Below are 26,291 nucleotides of genomic sequence, written 5' to 3'. Positions count from 1 at the left end.
CGGGAGAGACGATTGACTATCCGGGTGAACCGCAGGACCGCGCTGGGACTGGGCACGGTGGCGACGGCGGGAACGGTGCTAGGCGCCGCCGCGCCGGCGTCCGCCGCCCCGGAGGTCGACGAGCCGGCTCCGAGGACACCCTCGCAGGCCGCCAGTCGGGTGGCCGCGAAGTACGCCCGGGAGATCGAGCGTGCCGGCGGCAACTGGCAGGCGTACGTCAGCGTCGCCGACCCGGCCGGCGAGCCGGTGGTGGCGGTGTCCGACGAGCCGGACCGGCGGATCGAGGCCTACAGCGTCAACAAGATCGCGGTGGCCGCGGCGGTGCTCGACAAGGTCGACCGGGGGCTGCTGACGATCGACCAGCGGGTCGACGTGACCGCCGCGATCGTGGTGCCCGGCGGCGACGGCATCTTCAGCCTGGACGCGGCGTACCCGAGCTCGGTGACGCTCGGCCACGTGCTCGCCAACCTGCTGACCGTCTCCGACGACACGGCCGTTCGGCTGTGCGGCCTGGTCTGCCCGGCCGCCGAGCTCAACGAGATCCTGCGCGGCAAGGGCTTCCCGAACACGCAGGTGCAGCCGGTGGCCAACCCCAACCGGTTCTTCCTCGGCACCAGCACGCCCCGCGAGACGCACGATCTGCTGCGCGCGCTGGTGGGCGGCACGCTGCTGTCGCCGTCCGGCACGGCGTTCCTTCTCCGGCAGCTACGCGCCCCCGTGGCGTACACCGACGGGATCCGGCGCGTGATGTCCTCGGCCGAGCGGGCCCGGGTCGCCACGAAGGCGGGCTGGTTCGCCGACGCCCGGCACGAGGCCGGCGTGATCTTCGACGCCGCCGGCGCGCCCGTGCTGACGTACGCCCTCTTCGCGGACGGGCAGGCCGAGCCGGACGACTACGGCGCGACGCACCCCGCCGTCGAGGCCCGGGCCCGGATGGGCCGGCGTTTCCTCGCCGCGGTCGACCGCCTCACCGGCACCGGCGTCACCCACCGGCCGGCCGTGCAGCGGCCCAGCAACGGCGGCTGAGCCGCCCCGCGACGCGGAAGGCCCGCCGTCCCGGCGGGCCTTCCGACCTTCCGGCGGTCCCTCGACCACCGGGCTACCGTGTACGACGGGACACGGCGGAGGGACGACGATGGGCGCACCAGCGGAACGCGCGGGACTCGACCGGACGCTCGGGCGGCGGCTACGCGGGGCGGCCGGACTGGCCGCGCTGGCCGGGCTCGCGTGGGTGGCCCGGGACGTGCCGGCGGCCCTCGGCGGTCGGCTCACCGGCGCCCGCGCGGAGCGGGCCGCCCGCTCGCCCCGGTTCCGCGACGGCACCTTCCACAACCCGGGCGGCAGCCGCTCGATGGCCGGCGCCCCCGACCGCGATCTGGTACGTGAGCTGATCTTCGGCAAGCAGAAGCGCCGCCCGGGCTCGGCCGTTCCGCTGCTGCGCCCGGGCGCCGCCCCGGCCGCCGACGTCGCACGCGAGCTGAACGTCGTCTGGTACGGCCACGCCTCCGCGCTGATCGAGATCGAGGGCCACAAGGTGCTGCTCGACCCGGTGTGGAGCGACCGGTGCTCGCCGTCAGCCCTGGTAGGCCCGCGCCGCCTGCACGAGCCGCCGGTACGCCTCGACGAACTGCCCCCGGTGGACGCGATCCTGATCTCGCACGACCACTACGACCACCTCGACATGGCGACGGTCCGGGCGCTGCTGACCACCCAGTCGGCGCCGTTCCTGGTGCCGCTGGGGGTGGGCGCGCACCTGGACCGCTGGGGCGTACCGGCGGAGCGGATCGTGGAGCTGGACTGGTCGGAGAGCCACCGGGTGGCGGGGCTGGAGATCACCGCCACCGCCGCCCAGCACTTCTCCGGCCGGGGGCTGCGCCGCGACGGCACGCTCTGGAGCTCCTGGGTGGTCGCCGGCGCGCACCGGAAGGTCTTCTACACCGGCGACTCCGGCTACTTCGACGGCTACGCCGAGATCGGCTCCCGGCACGGGCCGTTCGACGTCACGCTGATGCAGATCGGGGCGTACGACCGGGCGTGGCCGAGCATCCACATGTTTCCCGAGGAGGCCGTCGCCGCCCACCTCGACCTGCGTGGCGGGCTGCTCCTCCCGGTGCACTGGGCGACGTTCAACCTCGCCCTGCACGACTGGTCCGAGCCGGTGGACCGGATCTGGGCCGAGACGAAGGCCCGGGACGTGCGGCTCGCCGTGCCCCGCCCCGGGGAGCGGGTGGTGGTGGACGACCCGCCGCCCGTCGACGGCTGGTGGCAGGCCGTCGCCTGAGAAGTGTGCCGGCTCAGAGGACGAAGGCGTCGGTCCAGAGTGCCCCGGAGCGGCCCGACAGGGCGTCCAACATGGCGACCGCCTGGCCGTCGGTGAGCTGGGCGACGAAGTCGACGATCGCCCGCCCGCGGGCCTTGCCGATCCGGTCCGGCGTACGCGGGTGCAGTTCCGCCTCGGCGAGCTCCACCAGGTCGTGCAGGCGGCGGGGCAGCCGGGACTCCTCCTCGGGGTCGAGCAGCCACTCCAGCAGCGCCTCCACCAGGGTGCCCAACAGCCGGGCCTGCCCGCGCTGGTGCAGGGCCAGGTCCGGCCGGGCCAGCACGAACCGGTGGTGGACGAACTTGAGCACCTGCACCTCGTGCCACTGCGCCGGGGCGAGCAGCACGTGGCCGGACCGCACCGCCGGCTGTTCGACCACCGTGATCGCGTCGACGAAGCGGGTCGTCCACCGGGCGGAGAACCTGGCCACGTACTGCTCCGCCTCGATGGAGCCGTCGAAGGGCATGGCCAGCAGCCCCTCCACCAGTTCCTCGCGGACGTGCTCGACGGCGGCGGCGAACGCCCCGTCGTCGGCGATCCAGGCGTCCTTGCGGTGCAGTTGCCGGCGCAGCCGCTCGATCGCCGAGCCGGGTCGCCGGGCGGCGGCGGTCAGGGCCGCGTCGGTGATGGCCCGGAAGTGCCCGCTCTCGCGCTGCCAGGCCATCAGCTCGGCGGCCACCGCGCCCTCCTGGAGCACCCCGACCCGATAGAAGTCCTCCACGTCGTGGATCGCGTACGCGATGTCGTCGGCCGTGTCCATCACCGACGCCTCGACGGTCTGCTGCCAGTCCGGAATCCGGCCGACGAACGGCTCCCGGGCCTGCCGCAGGTCGTCGACCTCGGTCCGGTACGCACCGAACTTCGACGAGCCGCTACCCGGGTCGTCCGGCGGCGCGGTGGCGCCGCGCGGCGGCGGGTCCAGCAGCCGGGGGTGCGGGTCGGGATGGTCCAGCCGCGTCCACGGGTACTTCAGCATGGCCGCCCGCACCGCCGCCGTGAGGTCCAGGCCGGTGGTCGCCGCGCCACGGATCTCGGTGCTGGTGACGATCCGGTACGACTGGGCGTTGCCCTCGAAGCCGTCGGTCAGCCCGAGCCGCTGCCGGGCCAGCCGGTCCAGTACCCGCTCCCCCAGATGCCCGAACGGCGGGTGCCCGAGGTCGTGCGCGAGCGCGGCGGCCTCCACCACGTCCGGGTCGCAGCCGCCCAGCGTCTCCAGCAGGTCGCGGTGCCGGTCGTCGGCGGTGAGCCGTTCGGCGACGGCGCGTGCCACCTGCGCCACCTTGAGGCTGTGGGTCAGCCGGTTGTGCACGAGCAGGCCGGAGCCGCCGGGGCTGACCACCTGGGTCACGCCGTTCAGCCGGGCGAAGAACGGCGACGCGACGATGCGGTCCCGGTCGGCCCGGAACGGGCTGGTGGCGAGGTCGCCGAGCGCCCGGGCGCTGCCGCCGAAGAGCCGCCGGGCGCGCGGGTCCGCGGGAGGTTCCATGATCGCCACGCTAGCGCAGCGCGGCCGGCAGCGCCGACGGGTCACCGCCGGCACGCCGGGCCGGGGGCGGCGACGGGCGTCGGTGCGGGCCGGCACAATGCAGAGCGGAACCCACACCGAAGGCGGATCGAGATCGTGACCCTCTCTGTTCATCAGCGGATCGCCGAGGAGCTCGGCGTCGCCGAGCGCCAGGTACGAGCGGCCGTGGAGCTGCTCGACGGCGGCGCGACCGTGCCGTTCATCGCCCGCTACCGCAAGGAGGCCACCGGCCTGCTCGACGACACCCAGCTGCGCACCCTGGAGGAGCGGCTGCGCTACCTGCGCGAGCTGGACGAGCGACGCGCGGCGGTGCTGGAGTCGATCCGCGGCCAGGGCAAGCTCGACGAAGCCCTGGAAGCGCAGATCATGGCGGCCGACTCGAAGTCCCGCCTGGAGGACATCTACCTGCCCTACAAGCCCAAGCGCCGGACCCGGGCGCAGATCGCCCGCGAGGCCGGGCTGGAGCCGCTCGCCGAGTCGCTGCTGGCGGACCCGGGCCAGGATCCGCGCCAGACCGCCGCCGGCTACGTCGACGCGGAGAAGGGCGTGGCCGATGCCGCCGCCGCCCTGGAGGGCGCCCGGGCCATCCTCATCGAGCGCTTCGCCGAGGACGCCGACCTGATCGGCACGCTGCGCGAGCAGATGTGGTCGCGGGGCCGGCTGGTGTCCCGCGTACGCGACGGGCAGGAGTCGGCCGGCGCGAAGTTCGCCGACTACTTCGACTTCGCCGAGCCGTACCCGAAGCTGCCGTCGCACCGGATCCTGGCCATGTTCCGGGGCGAGAAGGAGGGCATGCTCGACCTGACCATGGAGCCCGAGGACGCCGGCGAGGCCGACGCGGTGGCCACGGGGCCGAGCCGCTACGAGGCGGCGATCGCCGGGCGGTTCGGCATCACCGACAAGGGCCGGCCGGCGGACCGCTGGCTGGCCGACACGGTGCGCTGGGCGTGGCGCACCCGGGTTCTCATCCACCTCGGGGCGGACCTGCGGATGCGGCTGTGGCAGGCGGCCGAGGAGGAGGCGGTGCGGGTCTTCGCCACGAACCTGCGGGACCTGCTGCTCGCCGCGCCGGCCGGCACCCGGCCCACCATGGGCCTGGACCCGGGCCTGCGTACCGGGGTGAAGGTCGCCGTGGTGGACGCGACCGGCAAGGTGGTGGCCACCGAGACGATCTACCCGCACGAGCCGCGCCGGCAGTGGGACGCCTCGATCGAGACCCTCGCCCGGCTGGCCGGGGCGCACGGCGTCGAGCTGGTCGCCATCGGCAACGGCACCGCCAGCCGGGAGACCGACAAGCTCGCCGGTGAGCTGATCAAGCGGTACCCGCAGCTCAACCTCACCAAGGTGGTGGTCTCCGAGGCCGGCGCGTCGGTCTACTCCGCCTCCGCGTACGCCTCGCAGGAGCTGCCCGGGCTCGACGTCTCGCTGCGCGGCGCGGTCTCCATCGCCCGCCGCCTACAGGACCCGCTCGCCGAGCTGGTCAAGATCGACCCGCGCTCGATCGGGGTCGGCCAGTACCAGCACGACCTGTCCGAGGTGAAGCTCTCCCGGTCGCTGGACGCGGTGGTCGAGGACTGCGTCAACGGCGTCGGCGTCGACGTCAACACCGCCTCCGCGCCGCTGCTGACCCGGGTCTCGGGCATCGGCGCCGGCCTGGCGGAGAACATCGTGCTGCACCGCGACGCCAACGGCCCGTTCCGCAGCCGGGCGGAGCTGAAGAAGGTCGCCCGGCTCGGCCCGAAGGCGTTCGAGCAGTGTGCCGGCTTCCTGCGCATCCCCGGTGGCGACGACCCGCTGGACTCCTCCAGCGTGCACCCCGAGGCGTATCCGGTGGTGCGGCGGATCCTGTCCACCACCGGGCAGGACCTGCGGTCGCTGATCGGCAGGAGCGCCATCCTGCGGGGGCTGCGGGCCAGCGACTTCGTCGACGACACCTTCGGCCTGCCCACCGTCACCGACATCCTCGCCGAGCTGGAGAAGCCGGGGCGCGACCCACGGCCGGAGTTCCGCACGGCCACCTTCGTCGAGGGAGTGGAGAAGATCGGCGACCTGGTGCCCGGCATGGTGCTGGAGGGTGTGGTGACAAACGTGGCCGCGTTCGGCGCGTTCGTGGACGTCGGCGTACACCAGGACGGGCTGGTGCACGTCTCGGCCATGTCCCGGACGTTCGTGAAGGACCCGCGCGAGGTGGTCAAGTCCGGCGACGTGGTCCGCGTCAAGGTGCTCGACGTCGACGTGCCCCGCAAGCGGATCTCGCTGACCCTCCGGCTTGAGGACGACGCGGAGGCGGGCACGGGGCGCGGCGGCCCGGACGGCGGGCGGCGCGAGCGCGGCGGGCAGGGCGGACCGCGCGGCGACCGGGGCGCCGCGCGGGGCGGTCAGGGCGGCGAGGGGGGCGGCCAGACCGGCCAGGGCGGCGGGCGCGGCGACCGGGGCGCCCAGAGCGGCGGGCGCGGCGGGCAGACCGGCGGGCGCGGCGGGGCGCAGCGGCAGGGCCGTGGCGGAGCGGGGTCCGCGCCGGCCAACGACGCCATGGCCGACGCTCTGCGCCGGGCCGGGCTGGCCTGACGCCACCCAGGCCAGGCTAGGCCCGGACGGGGCCTGGCCTGGCCTGGCTATGAGCGTGGCCGGTATCGGTTCGGACGGTGCCGGCCGGCCCGACGTATGCACCCGCGGGACGCTGTCGAGCTGATGTCGCAGACGATTCAGGCACGAGCCTGATGTCGTGGACGACTCAGCTCGACAGCGCCCGCGAGGGAACACCTCGCCCGGCGGCACGGCTGGCCGTCGGCTGGACGCTTCCCGATGGCGGGCGGGGGGGCGTACCGTCGCCGTCGTGGATGAGGGCGACGGCCTGGAGTGGCGGGAGCGGCAGCGGCGAGCGGTGCGGGCGCACGCGGCGGCAGACGAGCGCCGACGTGCCGCCGAGCACGCCGAGGCGGCGGAGCTCGTGGCCTGGTTCGTCGCCGAGGCGACCCGGCGCGGGCTGCCCACGGACCGGCTCACCGCGCGGGGGCTCGACGGGCGCGGGAGCTACCGGACGGGCCTGCGCGGCTGGTACGTCGACCGGGCCCGCACCCGGGCCGTCGACGTCGACGGGCGGTTCCACCTGCTGACGGTGGCGGGCGGCCTGCGCGCCCGGCTGTTCGGGGCCGAGCCGCAGCCCAGTCCGCCGCCGCTCGTCATCGGTGCGGGTGGTCGGGACGGCGAGTCGATCCCGCTGCGCACCCTGCTCACCCGCCGGCTGGACGCGGGCCACGAGGCGCCCTGACCGTGAGCACCACCTCGAATCCTCTGCGTCGTTGACCTTCCCGAGACGGACAGGGCCGACAGCGGCCCGCCGGTCGACGCGGCGGTGCGCCCATGGCCCGTACGCCCCTGCCCGGACCGGGCGGGGGGCGGCCGGCCGCCGCCTGCGGGAGGAGGAGCGCCGTGAGTCGACGGTACGACGCGCACGGGTCCGTGCTGGACCATTCGGCGACGGGGATGTCCGCCGCCCCGGTGCCCCGGGATCCCCTCCATCCGGCCCGCACTGCCGGACCCGCACACGCCGCGCCCGAGGAGACGCGGTGGAGGCTGACCTGGCTCGGCGTACCGCCGCTCGGCCTCGCCGCTGCCCTCGCACCTGTCGACCCCGACCTGGTGTTCGGATTCGGGCTGTGGCTGGCCGGGCTTGCGCTGCTCGGCAACGGCCGGCTTCCCCGGCTCGGGCCGTTGGACCATCTGGCGCTGCTGCTCTGCGGCTGGGTCACCGCGTCGTTGATGTGGACCCGCGACGCGGCCGCCAGTCAGGTCGCGGTGCAGGCCTGGTGGACCGTCGCGCTGCTCCTTGTCGCCGCCCGACACGTGCTGACCACTCGGCGACGGCTGCTGGTGGTGGCCGGTGCTCTGCTCGCCGGCACGGTCTGGACGGCGGTCCGGATCGTCCTCGCCGGCGGCACCGGGGAACCCGCACCACGCGTCGGTCTGGACGACATGGGTGTCAACCACACCTCGTACGCGCTGACCAGCGGCACTCTCGTGTGCGTGATGCTGCTGGTCGCCCGGGTCGGGAACCGACCCGTCCGCGCCGGGCTCTGGACACTGTTCCCACTGTTCGTCCACGCGACCGTGCTGACCGGAACCAGCGCCAGCCTCATCGCCCTCGCCGCCGTTGCCGGCTACCTGCTCGTCACCCTGGCGCACCGGCACGCCTGGGCCTGGTCGGTGGTGCTGTCGGCCCTCCTGCTGGTGGCCGTGCCGTTCGGGCATCTCACCCCGTACCGTCCGGAGTGGCTGGACAGCGTCTTCAACGGACCGCTGGACGACCTCTCCGGGCGGCTGCTCGTCTGGCCGATCGCCGAGGCGTCCTTCTGGGAGTCGCCGCTGGTGGGGATCGGGGCGGGAGCGTTCCCGGGCATCAACCCCTACTTCGGGATCGGCGCGCATTCGCTGCTGCTCACCCTCGGCAACGACGTCGGCCTGGTGGGGATCGCCATCTTCATCGCGATGATCACGTATGTGATCCGGGGCGCTGAACCGACGTCCGCGCGCCGCAGTGCCCTCCTGGTGGGAGTCCTGGTCGTCGGGTGGACTCCCATCTGGCTGACCGGGCACTGGGAGATCTCGCCGCTCGCGTGGATGGTGCTCGCGCTCTGGTCCCGGCTGCCCGTGGCGCTGGCCCCGCCACCCAGCGGCCGACGCAGGCGTAGACGCTCGGCCCCGCCTCAGCTGAGGCGGCCCACGGCCCGCGGGGCGGACGGCGCGCGGTCGCCGGCGCACCTTCGCGTACGGCCGTACGAAGCCCGGCGGATGTGGTGAGCTGTAGGCATGGACCGGAGCCGGCTCGGGCTGGTGCTGCACCCCACCCGGGACGTCTCCGCGGTGGTCGACACCATCGTGACCTGGGCTGCCCGGCACCGGATCGCCCTGGCCGTACGCGCGGAGGACCGGTACCGGGTGCCGGCCACGGTCGAGCCGCTGCCGGTTGGCGAGGTGGCCGCCCGGTCGGACGCCCTGATCGCCATCGGCGGGGACGGGACGATGCTCGGCGCGTTACGCGCGGCCGTCCACGACCCGAAGCCGGTGCTCGGCGTACACGTGGGCAAGCTCGGCTTCCTGGTCGAGGTGGAACCGCCGGAGCTGTCGACGGCGCTGGACCGACTGGTCGCGCACGACTTCACGGTGGAGAGCCACAGTTGCCTGGTGTGCGACCTCTGCGGGGAGGACCTCGTCGCCTTCAACGACGTCGTGCTGATCCGCCAACCCGGCTCGGGCTTCGTCGACGCCTCGCTCGCGGTCGACGGGCAGCAGTACGGCTACTACCGTTGCGACGCGCTGGTGATAAGCACCCCGACCGGCTCGACCGCCTACAGCTACGCCGCTGGCGGCCCGCTGGTCTCGCCGGCCGCCGACGTGGTGGTGGTGTCCCCGTCCGCACCGATGGCCGGCATCTCCCGCGCGGTGGTGCTCTCCCCCGACGAGACGATCCGGCTGGAGCTGCGCGACGGCTCCGGGCCGATCGCGGTGGAGATGGACGGCCTGGTGATCCGGGACGCTTCGACCCAGGGCGCCGTGGAGGTGCGCTACCGCCGCGACGCCGGCCTGGTCGTCCGCCTCGACCCGCGCCGCTACCAGGAACGCAACCAGCTCAAGCTGAGCCTGCTGGACCTGCCGTTGCTGCCCGACCAGCTTCGCGAGCTGCTCCCGGAGAGCCTGCGCGACCGGCTCAACCGCCGCGAGCTGCCCCCGCCCCGCTGACCCGGCCGGGTGGAGCGGCGGGGCCGGCGATCACGCCTGCGCGAGGACTCCCGAGACCAGGTCCTTCGCCTCCTGCTGGATCCGGGCCAGGTGCTCCGGGCCCTGGAAGGACTCGGCGTAGATCTTGTAGACGTCCTCGGTGCCCGACGGCCGGGCGGCGAACCACCCGGACTCCGTGGTCACCTTGAGCCCGCCGATCGGCGCGTCGTTGCCCGGAGCGGTGGTGAGGATGGCGGCGATCGGCTCGCCGGCCAGCTCGGTGGCGGTCACCTGCTCCGGTGAGAGCCTGCCGAGCACGGCCTTCTCCTCCCGGGTGGCCGGCGCGTCTATCCGGGCGTACGCGGGTGCGCCGAAACGCTCGGCCAACTCCGCCCAGTGCTGGCTGGGAGTGCGGTCGGTGGTGGCGATGATCTCGGCGGCGAGCAGGCAGAGCAGGATGCCGTCCTTGTCGGTCGTCCAGGTGCTCCCGTCGCGGCGCAGGAAGGACGCGCCGGCGCTCTCCTCGCCGCCGAAGCCCACCGCGCCGTCGAGCAGCCCGGGCACGAACCACTTGAAGCCGACCGGCACCTCCAGCAGCGGGCGGCCCAGGTCGGCGGCGACGCGGTCGATCATCGAGGAGGAGACCAGGGTCTTGCCGACGGCGGCGGCCGGCCCCCACTGCGTCCGGGTGCGGAACAGGTGGGCGATCGCCACCGCGAGGTAGTGGTTGGGGTTCATCAGGCCGCCGTCGGGGGTGACGATGCCGTGCCGGTCGGCGTCGGCGTCGTTGCCGGTGGAGACCTGGTAGTCGGCGCGGGCGGCGATCAGGGAGGCCATCGCGTTCGGCGAGGAGCAGTCCATCCGGATCTTGCCGTCGCCGTCCAGGGTCATGAACCGCCAGGTCGGGTCGACGGTCGGGTTGACCACGGTCAGGTCCAGCCGGTGCCGCTCGGCGATCTCGCCCCAGTAGGCCACGCTCGCCCCGCCGAGCGGGTCGGCGCCGATGCGCACCCCGGCGTCGCGGATCGCGTCGACGTCGATCGCCGCCGGCAGGTCGTCGACGTAGCGGGCGAGGAAGTCGTACGACCCGGTGGTCTCGGCGGCGCGGGCCCGGGCGTACGGGATCCGCCGGACCTCGTTCATGCCGTCGGCGAGGATGGCGTTGGCGCGGTCCTGGATCCACCTCGTGGCGTCGGTGTCCGCCGGGCCGCCGTGGGTCGGGTTGTACTTGAACCCGCCGTCGTCGGGCGGGTTGTGCGACGGGGTGATCACGATGCCGTCGGCGAGCCCGCTGGTGCGCCCCCGGTTGTGGGCGAGGATGGCGTGCGACACCGCCGGGGTGGGCGTGTAGCCGTCGCGGCTGTCCCGCAGCACGGTGACCTCGTTGGCGGCGAGCACCTCCAGCGCGTCCACCGCCGCCGGGGCGGAGAGCGCGTGGGTGTCCCGGCCGAGGAAGAGCGGCCCGTCCAGGCCCCGTTCCCGGCGGTAGTCGCAGAGCGCCTGGGTGACCGCGAGGATGTGGTCGGAGTTGAACGCGTTGCGCAGGCTCGACCCGCGGTGCCCGGACGTGCCGAAGGAGACCTGCTGCGCCGGGTCCTGCGGATCCGGGTGCTCCGCGTAGTAGGCGGTCACCAGTCGCGGCACGTCGACCAGGTCGGCGGGCTGGGCGGGCTGGCCGGCCCGGGGATGACTGCTCACGGCTCCACCTTCTGTCCCTTGCCGATCACCACGATGCCGTTGTCGGAGACCGTGTAGCGCTGCCGGTCCCGCTCCAGGTCCACGCCGATCTCGGCGCCCTCGGGCACGATCACGTTCTTGTCGAGGATGGCCCGGCGGACCACCGCGTGCCGGCCGATGTCGACCCCCTCCATCAGCACCGCGCCGTCCACGTGCGCCCAGGAGTGCACCTTCACCTTCGGCGACACGACCGAGTTCTCCACCAGCGAGCCGGAGATCACCGCGCCGGGCGAGACCATCGAGCCGACCGCCCGGCCGACCCGCTCGCCCCACTGGTGCACGAACTTCGCCGGCGGGTACGGCGGCTGCTCGGTGTAGATGGGCCAGTCGAAGTTGTAGAGGTTGAACACCGGGTGCACGTTGATCAGTTCCATGTGGGCGTCGTAGTAGGAGTCGAGCGTCCCCACGTCGCGCCAGTAGCCGCGGTCCCGGTCGGTGCTGCCCGGCACCTCGTTGTCGCGGAAGTCGTAGACGTTGGCCTCGCCGCGCTCGACCAGCATCGGAATGATGCTGCCGCCCATGTCGTGCTTGCTGGACTTGTCCTCCGCGTCGCGTTCGACCGCCTCGCACAGCGCCTTCGTGCTGAACACGTAGTTGCCCATCGAGGCGTAGATCTCGTCGGGTGCGTCGGGCAGGCCGACCGCGTCGGTGGGCTTCTCGCGGAAGGCCCGGATCCGCCGGCCGTCCTCGCCGACCTCGATCACGCCGAACTGGTCGGCCGTCGACAGCGGCTGCCGGATGCCGGCCACGGTCACGCCCGCGCCGGAGGCGATGTGGTCCTCCACCATCTGCCGCGGGTCCATCCGGTAGATGTGGTCGGCGCCGAAGACGATCACGTGGTCCGGCTGCTCGTCGTTGATCAGGTTGAAGCTCTGGTAGATCGCGTCGGCGGAACCGGCGAACCACCACGGGCCGCGGCGCTGCTGCGCCGGCACCGGGGTGACGTAGTTGCCGAGCAGGGTCGACATCCGCCACGTCTTGGTGATGTGCCGGTCCAGGGAGTGCGACTTGTACTGGGTCAGCACGACGATCTTCAGATAGCCGGCGTTCGCCAGGTTGGACAGGACGAAGTCGACCATGCGGTACATCCCGCCGAACGGGACGGCCGGCTTGGCCCGGTCCGTGGTGAGCGGCATCAGGCGCTTGCCCTCTCCGCCGGCCAGGACGATCGCGAGCACCTTGGCAGCCATGTCCAGACGCTATCCATCCCCGTGGGAGTTCACCACTCGTACGGGCACACTTCTGCACTAGGGTGCGGGGGATGACGGCATCCGCACCGCTTCGCGTCGATCTGCTGACCCGGGAGTATCCGCCGGAGGTGTACGGCGGGGCCGGGGTGCACGTGGAGTACCTGGCCCGCGAGCTGCGCCGGCTCGTCGACGTGCGGGTGCACTGCTTCGGCGCGCCGCGCACCGAGCCGGGTGTCACCGCGTACGCCGAGCCGGCGGGCCTGACCGGCGCGAACGCCGCGCTGCGGACGATGGGCGTGGACCTGGAGATGGCGGCGGCGTGCGCCGGCACCGACGTGGTGCACAGCCACACCTGGTACGCGAACCTGGCCGGGCACACCGCGAAGCTGCTGCACGGCGTGCCGCACGTGGTTACCGCGCACAGCCTGGAGCCGCTGCGGCCGTGGAAGGCCGAGCAGCTCGGCGGCGGCTACACGCTCTCCTCCTGGTGCGAGCGCACGGCGTTCGAGGCCGCCGACGCGATCATCGCGGTCAGCGAGGGGATGCGGCGCGACGTGCTGACGGCCTACCCGGCGGTCAACCCCGACCGGGTCCGGGTGGTGCACAACGGGATCGACACGGCGCAGTACGCCCCGGACCACGGCACGGACGTGGTGGACCGGCTCGGCATCGACCCGGCCCGGCCGAGCGTCGTGTACGTGGGACGGATCACCCGGCAGAAGGGCCTGCCCTACCTGCTGCGCGCGGCGCGCGACCTGCCGGCGGACACCCAGCTGGTGCTGCTGGCCGGCGCGCCGGACACCCCGGAGATCGCCGCCGAGGTGGAGGGCCTGGTGGGCGAGCTGCGGGCGAGCCGCTCCGGGGTGGTGTGGGTGGCCGAGATGCTGCCCAAGCACGAGGTGATCCAGGTGCTCACCCACGCCACGGTCTTCGTCTGCCCCTCGGTCTACGAACCGATGGGCATCGTGAACCTGGAGGCGATGGCCTGCGAGACGGCGGTGGTGGCGACCGCGACCGGCGGCATCCCGGAGGTGGTCGCCGACCGCGAGACCGGGCTGCTGGTGCCGATCGAGCAGGCCACCGACGGCTCCGGCCGGCCACTGGACCCGCAGCGGTTCGTGGCCGACCTGGCGGCGGCGATGAACGAGATGCTGGCCGACCCGGTGAAGACCGCCGAGCGGGGCAGGGCCGGGCGCCGCCGCGCCGTCGCGCACTTCTCCTGGGACGCCATCGCCGCCCGCACCCTCGACCTCTACCGCTCGCTGCTGGGGTGAGCCAGCAAGGTCGTCGATCCGGCACCTGATCGTCGCAGGCCCCTCTGGTCGGCAGTAGGCACGCTTGGCCGCGCGCGAAAGGATCTCGCGCAGTAGGTTGAACCGGTGACTGGACGGTTCCCGATCGAAGACGTCTCCCCCGTCGTCTCCTGCGGTCGCTACCCGGCCAAGGCGGTGGTCGACGAACCGGTGCCGGTGTCGGCCCGCGCCTACCGCGAGGGGCACGACGCGCTCGGCTGCAACGTGGTCTGGCTGGGCCCCGACGGGCGGGCCCGGCCGTTCACCCGGATGCGGCCCGGCGAGCCGGGGCAGGACCGCTGGCACGCGGTGATCCGCCCCGACGCGGTCGGCGAGTGGGTCTTCGCCGTCGAGGCGTTCCAGGATCCGTACCTGACCTGGCAGAACGCCGTCACCAAGAAGATCGCCGCCGGTCAGGGGCCGGAGGAGCTGGCCAACGACCTCGCCGAGGGCGTCCGGGTGCTCCGGGCCGCCGCCGAGCTGGTGCCGGCGGCCGACGCCGACCGGGTGGCGGTGGCGGTGCGGGCGCTGGGCGAGGAGCGGCTGCCGCTGCCCCGGCGGGTCGCCCCGGCGCTGGAGCTGGCCGGGCTGCTCTGGGCGCACCCGGTCCGGGAACTCGTCACCACGGGCGAGGAGCACCGGCTCTGGGTGGACCGCCGGCGGGCGCTCTTCTCCGCCTGGTACGAGTTCTTCCCCCGCTCGGAGGGCGCGGTCGCGGCGACCGCCGACGCGCCCGCCCGTTCCGGCACGTTCGCCACGGCCGTCGAACGCCTGCCGGGTGTCGCGGCGATGGGCTTCGACGTGCTCTACCTGCCGCCGATCCACCCGATCGGCCGGGTCAACCGCAAGGGCCCCAACAACTCGCTGACCGCCGGGCCGGACGACGTGGGCTCGCCGTGGGCGATCGGCGCCGCCGAGGGCGGCCACGACGCGATCCACCCCGACCTGGGTACGGCGGAGGACTTCCGGGACTTCGTCGCCGCCGCTGCCGGGCAGGGCCTGGAGGTGGCGATGGACCTGGCGTTGCAGTGCGCGCCGGACCACCCGTGGGTGACGGAGCACCCGCAGTGGTTCACCACCCGGGCCGACGGCAGCATCGCGTACGCGGAGAACCCGCCGAAGAAGTACCAGGACATCTATCCGCTGAACTTCGACAACGATCCGGAGGGTATCCGGGCCGAGGTGCTGCGGGTGGTGCTGCACTGGGTCGGCGAGGGCATCCGGATCTTCCGGGTGGACAACCCGCACACCAAGCCGTTCGACTTCTGGCACTGGCTGATCGCCGAGGTGAAGCGGGTCGACCCGGACGTGCTCTTCCTCGCCGAGGCGTTCACCCGGCCGGCGATCATGCACGGCCTGGGCAAGATCGGCTTCACCCAGTCGTACACGTACTTCACCTGGCGTACGTCGCCGGCGGAGATGCGGGCGTACTGTGAGGAACTGGTCGGGGCGGCCGACTACATGCGGCCGAACTTCTGGCCGAACACGCCGGACATCCTGCACGAGTCGTTGCAGCACGGCGGCCCGCCGATGTTCAAGATCCGGGCGGTGCTGGCCGCGCTGCTCTCCCCCTCCTGGGGCATGTACGCCGGCTACGAACTCTTCGAACACACCGCCCGCCCCGGCGCGGAGGAATACCTGGACAACGAGAAGTACGAGCTGCGCCCCCGGGACTGGGCCGACGCGCAGGCGCAGGGCCGTTCCCTCGCACCGTTCGTCGCCGTGCTCAACCGCGTACGCCGGGAGAACCCGGCCCTGCACCAGCTGCGCAACCTGCGCTTCCACGAGATCGACAACCCGGCGCTGCTCTGCTGGTCCAAGCACGACCCGGAGACGGGCAACACGGTGCTAGTGGTCTGCTCGTTCGACTCGCGGGAGGTGCAGTGGGGCAACACCACGCTCGACATGCCCGCGCTCGGATTCGACTGGCACGACCGGTTCACCGTGCACGACGAGCTGACCGGCGCCAGCTACGACTGGGGGCAGCGCAACGCCGTACGCCTCGACCCGTACCTGCAACCGGCGCACGTGCTGACCGTGCGGCGGCCCGCCCCCGGCGCCGGCCCGGCGTCGGCGACGGTGGCTGGGGACCTGACCGTCGAGAACGTTCCCGACCACCTGTCGGGCGGTACCGCCCCCACCGCTGCGGCCCAGGAGGACGACGCCCGATGGACGAGCTGATCGCCGGCGCCACGCACGACCCGCACACCGTCCTCGGCGCGCACCCGGCCGACGGGCGGACCTTCGTCCGGACGCTGCGCCGGGGCGCCACCGACGTCGCCGTCCTGGTCGACGGCGAAAGGCATCCCATGCGGCGGGTGCACGACGTCGGCGTGTTCGAGGCGGCGCTGCCGGGCGAGGTGCTCGACTACCGCGTCGAGGTCGACGGCCGGATCGACGACGACCCCTACCGCTACCCGCCCACCCTGGGCGAGCTGGACCTGCACCTGATCGCGGAGGGCCGGCACGAGCGGCTCTGGGAGGCGCTCGGCGCCCGGGTCTTCGACGAGGGCGTGGCGTTCACCGTGTGGGCGCCCAACGCGCGCGGGGTCCGGGTGGTCGGCGACTTCACCGGCTGGGCGCCCGACGACGGCTGGCCGATGCGCTCGCTCGGCGGCAGCGGCGTGTGGGAGCTGTTCGTCCCCGACGCCGCGGCGGGAGCCCGCTACAAGTACCGGATCCTGGGCGCCGACGGGCAGTGGCGGGACAAGGCCGACCCCCTGGCGGCGTACGCGGAGGTGCCGCCGGCCACCGCCTCCGTGGTGCACCACTCGACGTACGGCTGGGACGACGCCGCCTGGCTGGAGCGGCGGTCCCGGCGGCAGCCCCACCAGGAACCGATGAGCGTCTACGAGGTGCATCTCGGCTCGTGGCGTCCCGGGCTGGGCTACCGGGAGTTGGCCGAGCAGCTGACCGCGTACGTCACGGAGATGGGCTTCACGCACGTGGAGTTCCTGCCCGTGATGGAGCATCCGTTCGGCGGTTCCTGGGGCTACCAGGTCACCGGCTACTACGCGCCGACGTCCCGGTTCGGCAACCCGGACGACTTCCGGCACCTCGTGGACACCCTGCACGCCGCCGGGATCGGGGTGATCCTGGACTGGGTGCCGGCGCACTTCCCCAAGGACGAGTGGGCCCTCGCGCGCTTCGACGGCACCCCCCTCTACGAGCACCCCGACCCGCGCCGGGGCGAGCACCCCGACTGGGGCACGTACGTCTTCGACTTCGGCCGCCCCGAGGTGCGCAACTTCCTGGTCGCCAACGCGCTCTACTGGTTCGAGCAGTTCCACGTCGACGGGCTGCGGGTGGACGCGGTCGCCTCGATGCTCTACCTGGACTACTCCCGTCAGGAGGGGCAGTGGCTGCCCAACCGGTACGGCGGCCGGGAGAACCTGGAGGCCATCGCGTTCATGCAGGAGGTGAACGCGACCGTCTACAAGCACCACCCCGGGGTGGTGCTGATCGCCGAGGAGTCCACCGCCTGGCCGGGGGTCACCCGCTCGACCGACACCGGCGGGCTCGGCTTCGGGTTCAAGTGGAACATGGGCTGGATGCACGACACCCTGCTCTACACCTCGAAGGACCCGGTCTACCGGCAGCACCACCACCATCAGCTCACCTTCTCGCTGGCGTACGCCTGGAGCGAGAACTACGTGCTGCCGATCAGCCACGACGAGGTGGTGCACGGCAAGGGCTCGCTGGCCGGCAAGATGCCCGGCGACACCTGGCAGCGGCTGGCCAACGTCCGTGCCCTGCTCGCCTACATGTGGGCCCACCCGGGCAAGCAACTGCTCTTCATGGGCTGTGAGCTGGCCGACGACCGGGAGTGGAGCGAGGAACGCGGCCTCGACTGGTACCTGCTGCACGACCCGGCCCGCGCCGGTGTGCAGCGGCTGGTCGCCGACCTCAACGCCGTCTACCGGGACACCCCGGCGCTGTGGGCGCAGGACACGGAACCGGCCGGCTTCCGCTGGATCGCCGGGGACGACGTCGCCAACAACACCGTCTCGTTCGTCCGGATCGCCCCCGACGGCGCGACCCTGGTGTGCGTGGCGAACTTCTCCGCCACGCCGCTGGAGGACTACCGGGTCGGGCTGCCGGCCGGCGGCACCTGGGCGGAGGTGCTCAACACCGACGCCCACCACTACGGCGGATCCGGGGTGGGCAACCTGGGCGCGGTGCGAGCCGAGGACGTGCGCTGGCACGGGATGCCCACCTCGGCGGCGCTGCGGGTGCCCCCACTCGGCGTCCTCTGGCTGCGCCGCGACTGATCCGCCGCCCAGCCGCCAGCGCCAGCCGCCAGCCGCCAGCCGCCGCGATCTTGCAGTTTCTGCCCCAGCTATGTCCCGAAAGACCAAAACGTCGGGGCTGAAACTGCAAGATCGGCAGACCGGCGCGGCTTCGGCCGTACCGACAGGATTTCTCTGTCGGCTCAGAGTCGGGTGATGCGGACGGCGTCGGCGACGACGTACCCCTGGGTGCTGGTCCAGCGGCTGACCCCGACGACCTGGCGCGTCCCCGCGGCGAGGTCGTAGGTGCCCAGCACCCGCCACTGCCCGCCGCCGGTGCGCTGGTCGACCCTGGCCGTCACGGTCCCGCTCGCCGTCGCCACCAGGTACGGCGTGGCGCTGTTGTAGCCGGGGTCGGCCGGATACCAGACCTCCACCCGGTACGAGCCGGCAGCGGGCAGGGTCGCGGTGAACCAGGCCGGGTCGCTGACCGCCTCCGGGTTGGCGAACCGGTAGTTGGCGCCGTACCGGGCCGGCAGGTACGACGACGTGCCCCAGGTGGCGGCAGCGGTGAAGCCGCCGGCGGTGGCGTTGTCCACGATCACGCTGAACGTCCCGCCCGTGCCGGTGACCACCCGCGCGTTGCTGGCCAGGCTCTCGTGGTGCAGCCGGTCCAGCGCGGTCACCAGATAACGGTAGGTGGAGCCGGCCGCGGCGGTGGCGTCGGTGAACGTCCCGGTGCCACCCGAGGCGCGGACCGTGCCGAGCAGGTGGCGGGCGTCGGCCAGGTCGCAGGCGTCGACCGCGCCGTCGCCGGGCAGCCGGTACACCGCGTACGCGGCCGTGCTGCCGGTGGCGCCGCGCTGCCAGTTCAGGGTCACGCCGCCGGTGCCGCGTACCGCCGAGGTGAGGTTCGGCGCGGCGGGCGCGGCGCCGCCCACCCCGGCCGGCGCCAGCGCGGGCCGGCGGTAGTGGTCGGTCGCCACCCGGGAGACGGCGCCGATGCGGTCGGCGCGGACGTCCTTGGCGCTGAAGTGGATGTCGCCGACGACGCGCGGGTGGCTGCGGTTCAGCGTCAGGTGGTCGGTCAGCTCGGCCGGGTCCTGCCAGGCCGCGTCCTGCCCGGACGCCCCGGCACGGTAGGTGGCCTGCCCGACGAGCAACTGCACGTCGGTGCCGGTCACGGTCTCGGACCACCAGCGGACCAGCTCGGCGTAGTCGGCCGCCGGGTGGCCGATGTGCCAGTAGATCTGCGGGGCGATGTAGTCGACCCAACCCTGACGCACCCAGCGTCGGGTGTCGGCGTAGATCGCGTCGTACGACTGGAGGCCGGTGGTGCGCGAGCCGAGCGGGTCGGTGCCGGCGTTGCGCCAGATGCCGAACGGGCTCACGCCGAGCTTCACCCACGGCTTGGCCGCCCGGATCCGGTCACGCATCTCCCTGACCAGCAGGTTGACGTTGTTGCGGCGCCAGTCGGCGATGTTGCTGAAGCCCGCACCGTACTGGGCGAAGGTGGCCTGGTCGGGGAAGGCCACCCCGCTGACCGGGTACGGGTAGAAGTAGTCGTCCCAGTGCACCGCGTCGATGTCGTAGCGGCGGACGGCGTCCATCATCGCGTCCTGCACGAAGGCGCGGACGGCGGGGATGCCGGGGTTGTAGTAGAGCTGACCGCCGTAGGCGACCGCCCAGCCCGGGTTCTTGCGGGCCGGGTGGCTGGCCGCCAGCTTGGTGAGGTCGGTGTGGTTGGCCACCCGGTACGGGTTGAACCAGGCGTGGAACTCCAGGTTGCGGGCGTGCGCCTCGGCCACCATGAAGGCCAGCGGGTCGTAGCCGGGGTTGCCGCCCTGGGTGCCGGTGAGCCACTGCGACCACGGCTCGAAGGTCGACGGCCAGAACGCGTCGGCGGTGGGGCGGATCTGCACGACGACGGCGTTCATCCGCCGCTGCTGGGCCAGGTCGAGCCAGCCCCGGTACTCGGCCTGCTGGGCGGCGGGGGTGAGACCGGTGCGGCTGGGCCAGTCGATGTTGGCCACGCTGGCTATCCACATGCCACGCAGCTGCCGCTTGGGGGTGGCCGGATCGGTCACGCAGGCCGCTTGGGCGGCCACGGGAACGGTCTCCGGGGTGGTGGGTGAGGATGCGGGGGCGGCCGTGGGAACGGCCGCGCCGAGCGCCAGCGCCGCTGCCAGCGCCAGCCCGGGAAGGAATCGACCATAGTCTCTGCGCACGAAAATATGTTCAGCGCTGCCGGATAGTTACGCAAGTATCCTTCACAACTTTCACCGTGCGAGGTCGCCTTCGCGCACCACCGTGCAGATCGGGCCAGGCACCCCGAGCGTCAGCCTTACGCCTTCTTCTTCGATTACGGAGTGTCAATTCCTGCAAAGACGACCCCTCCTGACTGAGCGTAGTTGGCATTCTTTCCTCCAGAAAACCCAGACCTCGGCCTCCACTGCCACCTGCCCAGCGACCAGGCACTTCGTCTCGACATACGTGACCTACCCTGACGCCTCCACGCTCCCTTTGCTCTGCAGCCAGATACGCAACGCTGACGCAGCGTGCCCGGTGCCGATATGGCTGCAGAGCAAAGGGACCAGACCGAGGTGGACCAAGAACTGGGGTCCGTCACTTTCGGTAACGGGAAGGCCGTCGCGGTTCGAAGATCCCGGGGGCGCCAGGTCACCCCGCAGCGCGTCCTGGCACGGCGGGAGGAGTCAGACCAGGCCCGCGTCGCGCAGCAGTTTCCACAGCCCGGCACCGTCGGGCGCGGAGAGCCACTTCTGCCCCACCGGCCCCGCCGACGACTCACCGCCCGGGGCGGGCAGGCCACCGGCCAGCACCGCCTGTGTCGGCGACAGCCGGCGGATCGCCACCCCCGCCACGTTCTCCGGATGGGCCGCGGCGAACTCGCGGTAGATCTCCTGGTCGTGCTGCCCGTCGTCGCCGACCAGCAGCCACTTCACACCGGGAAACTCCCGGGCCAGCCGGGCCAGGGTGACCCGCTTGTGTTCCCGCCCGCTGCGGAACCAGCGGTCGGCGGTCGGCCCCCAGTCGGTCAGCAGCAGCGGCCCGGCCGGGTAGAGGTGCCGGGACAGGAACCGGGTCAGCGTCGGCGCCACGTTCCACGCGCCGGTGGAGAGGTAGAAGACCGGGGCGCCCGGGTGCGCGGTGACCAGCCGCTCGTAGAGCACCGCCATGCCGGGCACGGCGGTGCGGGCGTGCTCGTCGAGGACGAAGGTGTTCCAGGCGGCGAGCAGCGGACGGGGCAGCGCGGTGACCATGACCGTGTCGTCGATGTCGGAGAGGATGCCGAAGCGCACCTCCGGGTCGAGGATGCGCACCGGCGCCTCGACGGGCTCGACGTCCGGCAGGCTGATCCGCACCGAGCCCCAGCCGGGCGGCAGATCCGCCTCGACGACGGCGTCGACGAACCCGCTGCGGTCGGCCCGCGCCTCGTGCCGCACCCCGCCGGCCTCGATGTTCACGGTGACGTGCTTGGCCGGCAGCGTGGTGAAGCTGCGCCACCCGCGCACCTTCTCCAGCCGGCCCCGCTGCCGGGTGTCCGGCCGCCCCAGCAGCACCCGGCACATCACCCGCACCCAACCGGGCGCGCCGTAGCCGGTGTACGCGATGATGTTCGTCCGCCAACCGGTGCGCCGCAGCCGGCGTTCGACCAGCGAGTGCACGGCGTCCTCGATCCGCGCGGCCCGGTGCAGGTTCGGTACGGCCAGCTGGCCGGCGGGAGTGGGGGACACGCCAGCAACCCTGCCACAAGCCGGCCACCTCGGCCACGCGAGGCGATCTTCCCGGAGCCCGGGCTGCGCCGATCCGCCCCGCCCGGCCCGGGCGGCGTGAAACACTCCGGTCGGGACGACGACGGGGGCGTTGGTCGTGTCGCAGACAGTGCACAGGCGTGGGCGGTGGCGCCCGCGGCTCGACCGGCCGGCGCTCGTCGCGCTGCTGTTCGGGCTCGCCGGGGTCGGCTACCGGCTGGTGCTGACCCTGCACACGGTGCCCGTCTCCAACAGCGACGAGGCGACGTTCGGGCTGGCCGCGCTGCACATCGCGCAGGGCCGCGAGCTGCCGGTCTTCCTCTACGGGCAGCGCTACATGGGGGTGCTGGAGTCGTACCTGGCCGCGCCGCTGATCGCGGTGGCCGGGCCGAGCTGGCCGCTGCTGCGCCTGCCGCTGCTGCTGCTCTACGCCGTCTTCCTCTGGCTGATCCACCGGCTGACCCGGCGGATCTGCTCGCCCTGGTTCGCCACGCTCGTCGTCGGCCTGCTGGCGCTCGGCGGGGAACGGGTGGTCCGGGACCAGCTGACCGTGGTCGGCGGCCGCCCGGAGGTCAAGGTCGCGGTGCTGCTGATGCTGCTGATCGCGGTGGGACTGGCCCGGGGCACGGTGCGGCACCGCCGGCTGGCCGTCGGGCTCTTCGGCCTGCTCGCCGGGGTGGCCGCCTGGTCGGACTGGCTGATCCTGCCCTACCTGCTGGTGGCCGCGCTGGTGCTGGCGTGGGCGGCCCGCCGGGAGTTGCTCGGCGCGGCCGGGGCGCTGCTGCTGGCCGGGTTCGCCGTCGGGATCGCGCCGATGATCCGGGACAACCTGGTCGCCCCGCCCGGCGAGGACTCGCTGTCGGTGTTCCGCGAGATCAGCACCAGGGAGGGGCCGACCCCGTCATGGTCGCAGCGGCTGGACGGCGGGCTGCTGGAGGGGGTGCCGCTCGCCGCCGGCCTGTGCCCGGTGGACGGCTGCGCCCGATGGCAGGGCTGGTTCGGGCTGCTCTACCCCGTGCTGTTGGCGGTCGCCGCCGCGCTCGCCGTCCTCGCGTACCGGCGGGCCGCGGGCGCCCCGCGCGGCGAGCGCGTCGGCCCGGTGGTGCACCTCGCGCTGGTCGTCGGCGCGGCGCTGACCCTGCTGTCGTACGTGCGCAGCCCGCTCGCCGCCACCAGCCCGCTGGACAACGCCCGCTACCTGTCGGTGCTCCAACTCTCCCTGCCGGCGGTGCTCTGGCCGCTCTGGGTGGCGGCGGTGGCCTGCTGGCGGGGCACGGTGGGGGTGCTCGGCCGGCTGGCCGGGGCGCTGGCCACCGCCGTGCTCGCCGCGCTGGCCGCGACCACGCTGGTGGTCACCGTGCTGTTCGCGATCACCGGCGCCGAGGCGTCCCGGGTCGAGGAGCGGCAGGCCCGCGAGCTGGCCGACACGCTTCGCGCGGGCGGCCCACACGAGGTGTACGGGGACTACTGGACCTGCAACCGGCTGGTCTTCAACACCGGGGAGGAGGTGGTGTGCGCGGTGCTCGACGACGGGCTCACCCCCGGGCAGAACCGCTACCGGGCGTACTGGCGGCAGGTGGGGCGGGCCGCCCGACCCGGGTACGTGCTGGAGGCCGGCTCGGCGGCGGAGCGGCGGCTGCGCCGGCTGCTGGGCGACCGGGCCGACGCCGCGCTGGTGACCGAGGTGGCCGGGTATCGCGTGTACCACCCGGAGACGCCGGTGCGGCCGTGGCGGTAGGGCCGGCCCGTACGCTGGCCGGACCGGCGCGCGGACGCCGCGCCGTGCCCAGCCGAGGAGTCCACCGATGCTCATCCTGCTGCCGCCCTCCGAGGGGAAGGCCGACACCGGCACGGGCCGGCGGCTGGACCTCGCCCGGCTCTCCCTGCCGGAGCTGACCGCCGCCCGGGAGGAGGTGCTGACGGCGCTCGTGGCGCTCGGTGCCGACGGCGACGAGGAGGCGGCCCGGGCGGCGCTGGGGCTCAGCGAGGGCCAGCGCGGCGAGCTGCGGCGCAACGCCCGGCTGCGGGCGGCGGCCACCGCGCCCGCCGGCCACGTCTACACCGGGGTGCTCTACGAGGCGCTCGACCTCGCCTCACTGCCGGCGACCGCGCAGCGGGCGGCCCGCCGGTCGGTGCTGATCAGCTCGGGGCTCTGGGGCGCGGTACGCCTCACCGACCGGATCCCGCCCTACCGGTGCCCGATCGGGGCGCGGCTGCCGGGGGTCGGCGCGCTGTCGGCGTACTGGCGGCGGGCGCTCGCGCCGGCGATGGCCGCCGCGGCCGGCGACGGGCCGGTGCTCGACCTGCGCTCCGGCGCGTACGCGGCCACCTGGGCGCCCCGGGGCGAGGTGGCCGACCGCACGGTGACCGTCCGGGTGCTGCACGAGCGGGAGGTCGACGGCGTGCCCGTCCGGTCGGTGGTGAGCCACTTCAACAAGGCGACCAAGGGGCGGCTGGTCCGCGACCTGTTGACCGAGGGCGCCCGGCCGCGCACCGTCGGCGGGCTGCTGACCGCGCTGCGTGACCTGAAGTATCCGGTGCTGGAGCAGCCCGCCCCGCCCGGCCGACCACGTCCGGTCGACGTGATCGTCACGGAGCTGTGAGACAGCCGCAAGATTTCCTCAAGGCTGGGGCGGATCGGTTTCCCCCTCGGCGTCGACGGGCCACGGTATAGGGACCCCGACGCCGACAAGGAGTGCCTGAGTTGGCTCCCGAACAGATCCTGCTCGACCGGCCGCGCCTGCCCTCGACCCCGCCGCCGCTGGACTGGTCGACCCTGGCCGACGCGTTCGAGGCCGCCTGCCTGCTGCGCTGCACGCCCCCGCCGGCAGTCGCCGGTGCCCGCCGGCTGGTGCCGGACCCCCGGCCCCCGTCGGTGGAGTTCAACCGGCAGGAGGCGGCGCACCGGATGCGGCAGCTGCTCGGCCGGCTGGACGTCCCTCTCGATCACGAGGTGACCGTCGGCGGGCTGCGCCGCCGGTACGAGCTGCACCGGCTCTCCGTGCCCCGCCCGCACCGGCCGGCGTACGCGAGGACGCTGGAGGCCGGCTGGCGGCAGGGCCGGCGTGAGCTGCTGGGCGGTCCGGTCCCTGGCGCGTCCACGGCACGGCGGGCGTGGCGTCCCCGGCTGGCCGCGGCGGCCTGGCGGGCCGCTCTGCTCGCGGGCGGCCGACACGTTCGCCGGCACATCCTCGGTGTTCGGATCACCGACCGGGAACTGGCTGCCATCCTGGTGCGCGGGGCCGCCCTGCTGGACGTTCCGGCGCTGCTACGCCCGGGCACCGGCTGCTATCTGGTCTGTGTCGCCGACGGCCCGGACCGTCAGCGGATCCTGCACAGCACCGCGCTGGATCCCAGCCAGGCGGCCGACCGGGCATGATCACCGGGTCACCGAGCTGACCCCCACCATCGACCCGTCGCCGAGGCCCTGACGCCCACGGGTGGGTTGCGGGTTGCGATGACGCCCCGCGCGGCGCAGAGTGCAGCCCGTGAGTCGCACTCGGTTCCGCCGTGTCCGCACGCACCCCGTCCGCCCGCCGGCGCTGCTGGCGCTGCTGCTGGTGGTGACGTTGCCCGGCCTTGCCGCCTGCCAGGACGCCCCCGATCCACCGGTGCGGATCCGGATCGCGACCGGCAGCCCGACGGCGGTCTACCACGCCTTCGGTGAGTCGCTGGCCGCCATCCTCAACCGGGAACTGCCGGACGTCCAGGCCAGCGTGGTGGTCACCGCCGCCTCGGCGGAGAACGTCCGGCTGGTCGGCGCCGGCGAGGCCGAGCTGGGATTCACCCAGGCCGACGTGCTTCCGGCGGCGCCGGCGGCACACCCGTCCGTGGTCGCGGTCGCCCGGGTCTACGACGACCTGCTGCACCTGGTCACCACTGCCGGTGGTCCCGTGCGCACGCTGGCCGACCTGCATGGACGGCGGGTGTCCGTGGGCGCGCCCGGCTCCGGCACCGAGATCACCGCCATCCGGGTGCTGGAGGTGGCGCGCCTGGGCGGCGACCGGGTACGCCAGGAGCGGCTCGGCCTCGACGACTCGGTCGCGGCGCTGCGGGCCGGCACGATCGACGCGTTCTTCTTCTCCGGCGGGCTGCCCGTGCGGGCGGTGAAGGAGCTCTCGGACGGCAGCGCGACCCGGATCATCGACCTCGGCGAGTGGACCGGGCCGCTGCGCGAGAGCAATCCGGAGGTCTACGTCGCCCGGGACATCCCCCGCTCGGTGTACGGCACGGATCCGGTGACCACCGTGGCCAACCCGAACTTCCTGATCGTCCGGGCCGACCTGCCGGCGCCGCTGATCCGGGAGGTGACCCGGCTGCTGATGGAACGCCGCCAGGAGTTGGCCGCCGCGCACCCGGCCGCCGGTCGGATGAGCCCCCGCTCGGCCATCGCCACCGCCCCGCTGCCACTGCACCCCGGTGCCGCCGACTGGTACCGCGCCGCCAAGCCCTGACCGCGCGCCGCCTGACACCATCGACTCGCACCGCACCGCACCGCCAAGCCCTG

General features: G+C 73.5%; 18 protein-coding genes. 13 read left to right on the top strand and 5 right to left on the bottom strand.

Annotated features, from left to right (window positions below; all coding sequences use genetic code 11):
• Positions 1–24: 24 nt before the first annotated feature.
• Both AB0D32_RS07750 and AB0D32_RS07745 read left to right on the top strand, forming a co-directional pair.
• Positions 25–1,026: a serine hydrolase gene (locus AB0D32_RS07750; protein WP_357086210.1), complete on the top strand. Its 1,002-nt coding sequence runs from the start codon at positions 25–27 to the stop codon at positions 1,024–1,026.
• Positions 1,027–1,135: 109 nt separating this feature from the next.
• Positions 1,136–2,281, top strand: a complete 1,146-nt coding sequence (locus tag AB0D32_RS07745) for an MBL fold metallo-hydrolase (RefSeq protein ID WP_357086208.1) — start codon at positions 1,136–1,138, stop codon at positions 2,279–2,281.
• Between the two features lie 13 nt (positions 2,282–2,294).
• On the opposite strand, the gene dgt is transcribed toward AB0D32_RS07745, so the two are convergent.
• Positions 2,295–3,806, bottom strand: coding sequence for a dGTP triphosphohydrolase (gene dgt / locus AB0D32_RS07740; protein WP_357086206.1), 1,512 nt, complete (start codon positions 3,804–3,806; stop codon positions 2,295–2,297).
• A 135-nt stretch (positions 3,807–3,941) separates the two neighbouring features.
• Here dgt and AB0D32_RS07735 point away from each other — a divergent pair, with 135 nt between their 5' ends.
• The 4 genes from AB0D32_RS07735 (at position 3,942) to AB0D32_RS07720 (ending at position 9,584) form a co-directional block, all read left to right on the top strand.
• On the top strand, positions 3,942–6,413 hold the full coding sequence (locus tag AB0D32_RS07735; protein WP_357086204.1) for a Tex family protein: 2,472 nt from the start codon (positions 3,942–3,944) through the stop codon (positions 6,411–6,413).
• Positions 6,414–6,681: 268 nt separating this feature from the next.
• Positions 6,682–7,116, top strand: coding sequence for a hypothetical protein (locus AB0D32_RS07730; RefSeq protein WP_357086202.1), 435 nt, complete (start codon positions 6,682–6,684; stop codon positions 7,114–7,116).
• Positions 7,117–7,277: 161 nt separating this feature from the next.
• A complete protein-coding gene (locus AB0D32_RS07725) occupies positions 7,278–8,645 on the top strand; it encodes an O-antigen ligase family protein (RefSeq protein WP_357086200.1) in 1,368 nt (455 codons plus the stop codon).
• A gap of 9 nt (positions 8,646–8,654) precedes the next feature.
• Positions 8,655–9,584 carry an NAD(+)/NADH kinase gene (locus AB0D32_RS07720; protein WP_357086198.1) on the top strand — a complete coding sequence of 310 codons (930 nt, stop codon included), beginning with the start codon at positions 8,655–8,657 and terminating at the stop codon, positions 9,582–9,584.
• 30 nt (positions 9,585–9,614) lie between these two features.
• Here the strand turns inward: AB0D32_RS07720 and pgm are convergent, their stop codons facing one another.
• Together pgm and glgC are read right to left on the bottom strand one after the other, a co-directional pair.
• Positions 9,615–11,261, bottom strand: coding sequence for a phosphoglucomutase (alpha-D-glucose-1,6-bisphosphate-dependent) (gene pgm, locus AB0D32_RS07715; RefSeq protein WP_357086196.1), 1,647 nt, complete (start codon positions 11,259–11,261; stop codon positions 9,615–9,617).
• Positions 11,258–12,490 (bottom strand): glucose-1-phosphate adenylyltransferase, encoded by a 1,233-nt coding sequence (gene glgC / locus AB0D32_RS07710; RefSeq protein WP_357086194.1) that lies wholly within the window; start codon positions 12,488–12,490, stop codon positions 11,258–11,260. Before glgC ends, pgm begins: the two co-directional genes overlap by 4 nt.
• Before the next feature lie 71 nt (positions 12,491–12,561).
• Between glgC and glgA the strand changes: the two genes are divergently transcribed.
• From glgA to glgB, 3 genes are all read left to right on the top strand, one after another.
• Positions 12,562–13,764, top strand: a complete 1,203-nt coding sequence (gene glgA, locus AB0D32_RS07705; RefSeq protein WP_357086192.1) for a glycogen synthase — start codon at positions 12,562–12,564, stop codon at positions 13,762–13,764.
• Positions 13,765–13,869: 105 nt separating this feature from the next.
• A complete protein-coding gene (locus AB0D32_RS07700) occupies positions 13,870–15,963 on the top strand; it encodes a maltotransferase domain-containing protein (RefSeq protein WP_357086190.1) in 2,094 nt (697 codons plus the stop codon).
• Positions 15,951–18,053 carry a 1,4-alpha-glucan branching protein GlgB gene (gene glgB, locus AB0D32_RS07695; RefSeq protein ID WP_357086188.1) on the top strand — a complete coding sequence of 701 codons (2,103 nt, stop codon included), beginning with the start codon at positions 15,951–15,953 and terminating at the stop codon, positions 18,051–18,053. Before AB0D32_RS07700 ends, glgB begins: the two co-directional genes overlap by 13 nt.
• Before the next feature lie 161 nt (positions 18,054–18,214).
• Here the strand turns inward: glgB and AB0D32_RS07690 are convergent, their stop codons facing one another.
• Positions 18,215–20,239, bottom strand: coding sequence for a family 10 glycosylhydrolase (locus tag AB0D32_RS07690; protein ID WP_357086186.1), 2,025 nt, complete (start codon positions 20,237–20,239; stop codon positions 18,215–18,217).
• A gap of 486 nt (positions 20,240–20,725) precedes the next feature.
• The gene (locus AB0D32_RS07685) at positions 20,726–21,766 is read right to left on the bottom strand and encodes a phosphatase domain-containing protein (protein WP_357086184.1); all 1,041 of its coding nucleotides are present in this window, start codon (positions 21,764–21,766) and stop codon (positions 20,726–20,728) included.
• A gap of 136 nt (positions 21,767–21,902) precedes the next feature.
• Here AB0D32_RS07685 and AB0D32_RS07680 point away from each other — a divergent pair, with 136 nt between their 5' ends.
• The 4 genes from AB0D32_RS07680 to AB0D32_RS07665 all read left to right on the top strand — a co-directional run bounded on the left by AB0D32_RS07680 (position 21,903) and on the right by AB0D32_RS07665 (position 26,238).
• A complete protein-coding gene (locus AB0D32_RS07680) occupies positions 21,903–23,522 on the top strand; it encodes a hypothetical protein (protein WP_357086182.1) in 1,620 nt (539 codons plus the stop codon).
• Positions 23,523–23,589: 67 nt separating this feature from the next.
• Positions 23,590–24,387 (top strand): peroxide stress protein YaaA, encoded by a 798-nt coding sequence (yaaA, locus tag AB0D32_RS07675; protein WP_357086180.1) that lies wholly within the window; start codon positions 23,590–23,592, stop codon positions 24,385–24,387.
• Positions 24,388–24,488: 101 nt separating this feature from the next.
• Positions 24,489–25,163, top strand: a complete 675-nt coding sequence (locus tag AB0D32_RS07670; protein ID WP_357086178.1) for a hypothetical protein — start codon at positions 24,489–24,491, stop codon at positions 25,161–25,163.
• Between the two features lie 109 nt (positions 25,164–25,272).
• On the top strand, positions 25,273–26,238 hold the full coding sequence (locus AB0D32_RS07665) for a TAXI family TRAP transporter solute-binding subunit (RefSeq protein ID WP_357086176.1): 966 nt from the start codon (positions 25,273–25,275) through the stop codon (positions 26,236–26,238).
• Positions 26,239–26,291 lie beyond the last annotated feature (53 nt).

It is taken from the genome of Micromonospora sp. NPDC048170, assembly GCF_040652795.1.
GTDB lineage: Bacteria > Actinomycetota > Actinomycetes > Mycobacteriales > Micromonosporaceae > Micromonospora.
The sequence above is the reverse complement of the archived record's forward strand: the minus strand, read 5'-3'. Positions and strand labels throughout refer to the sequence as shown.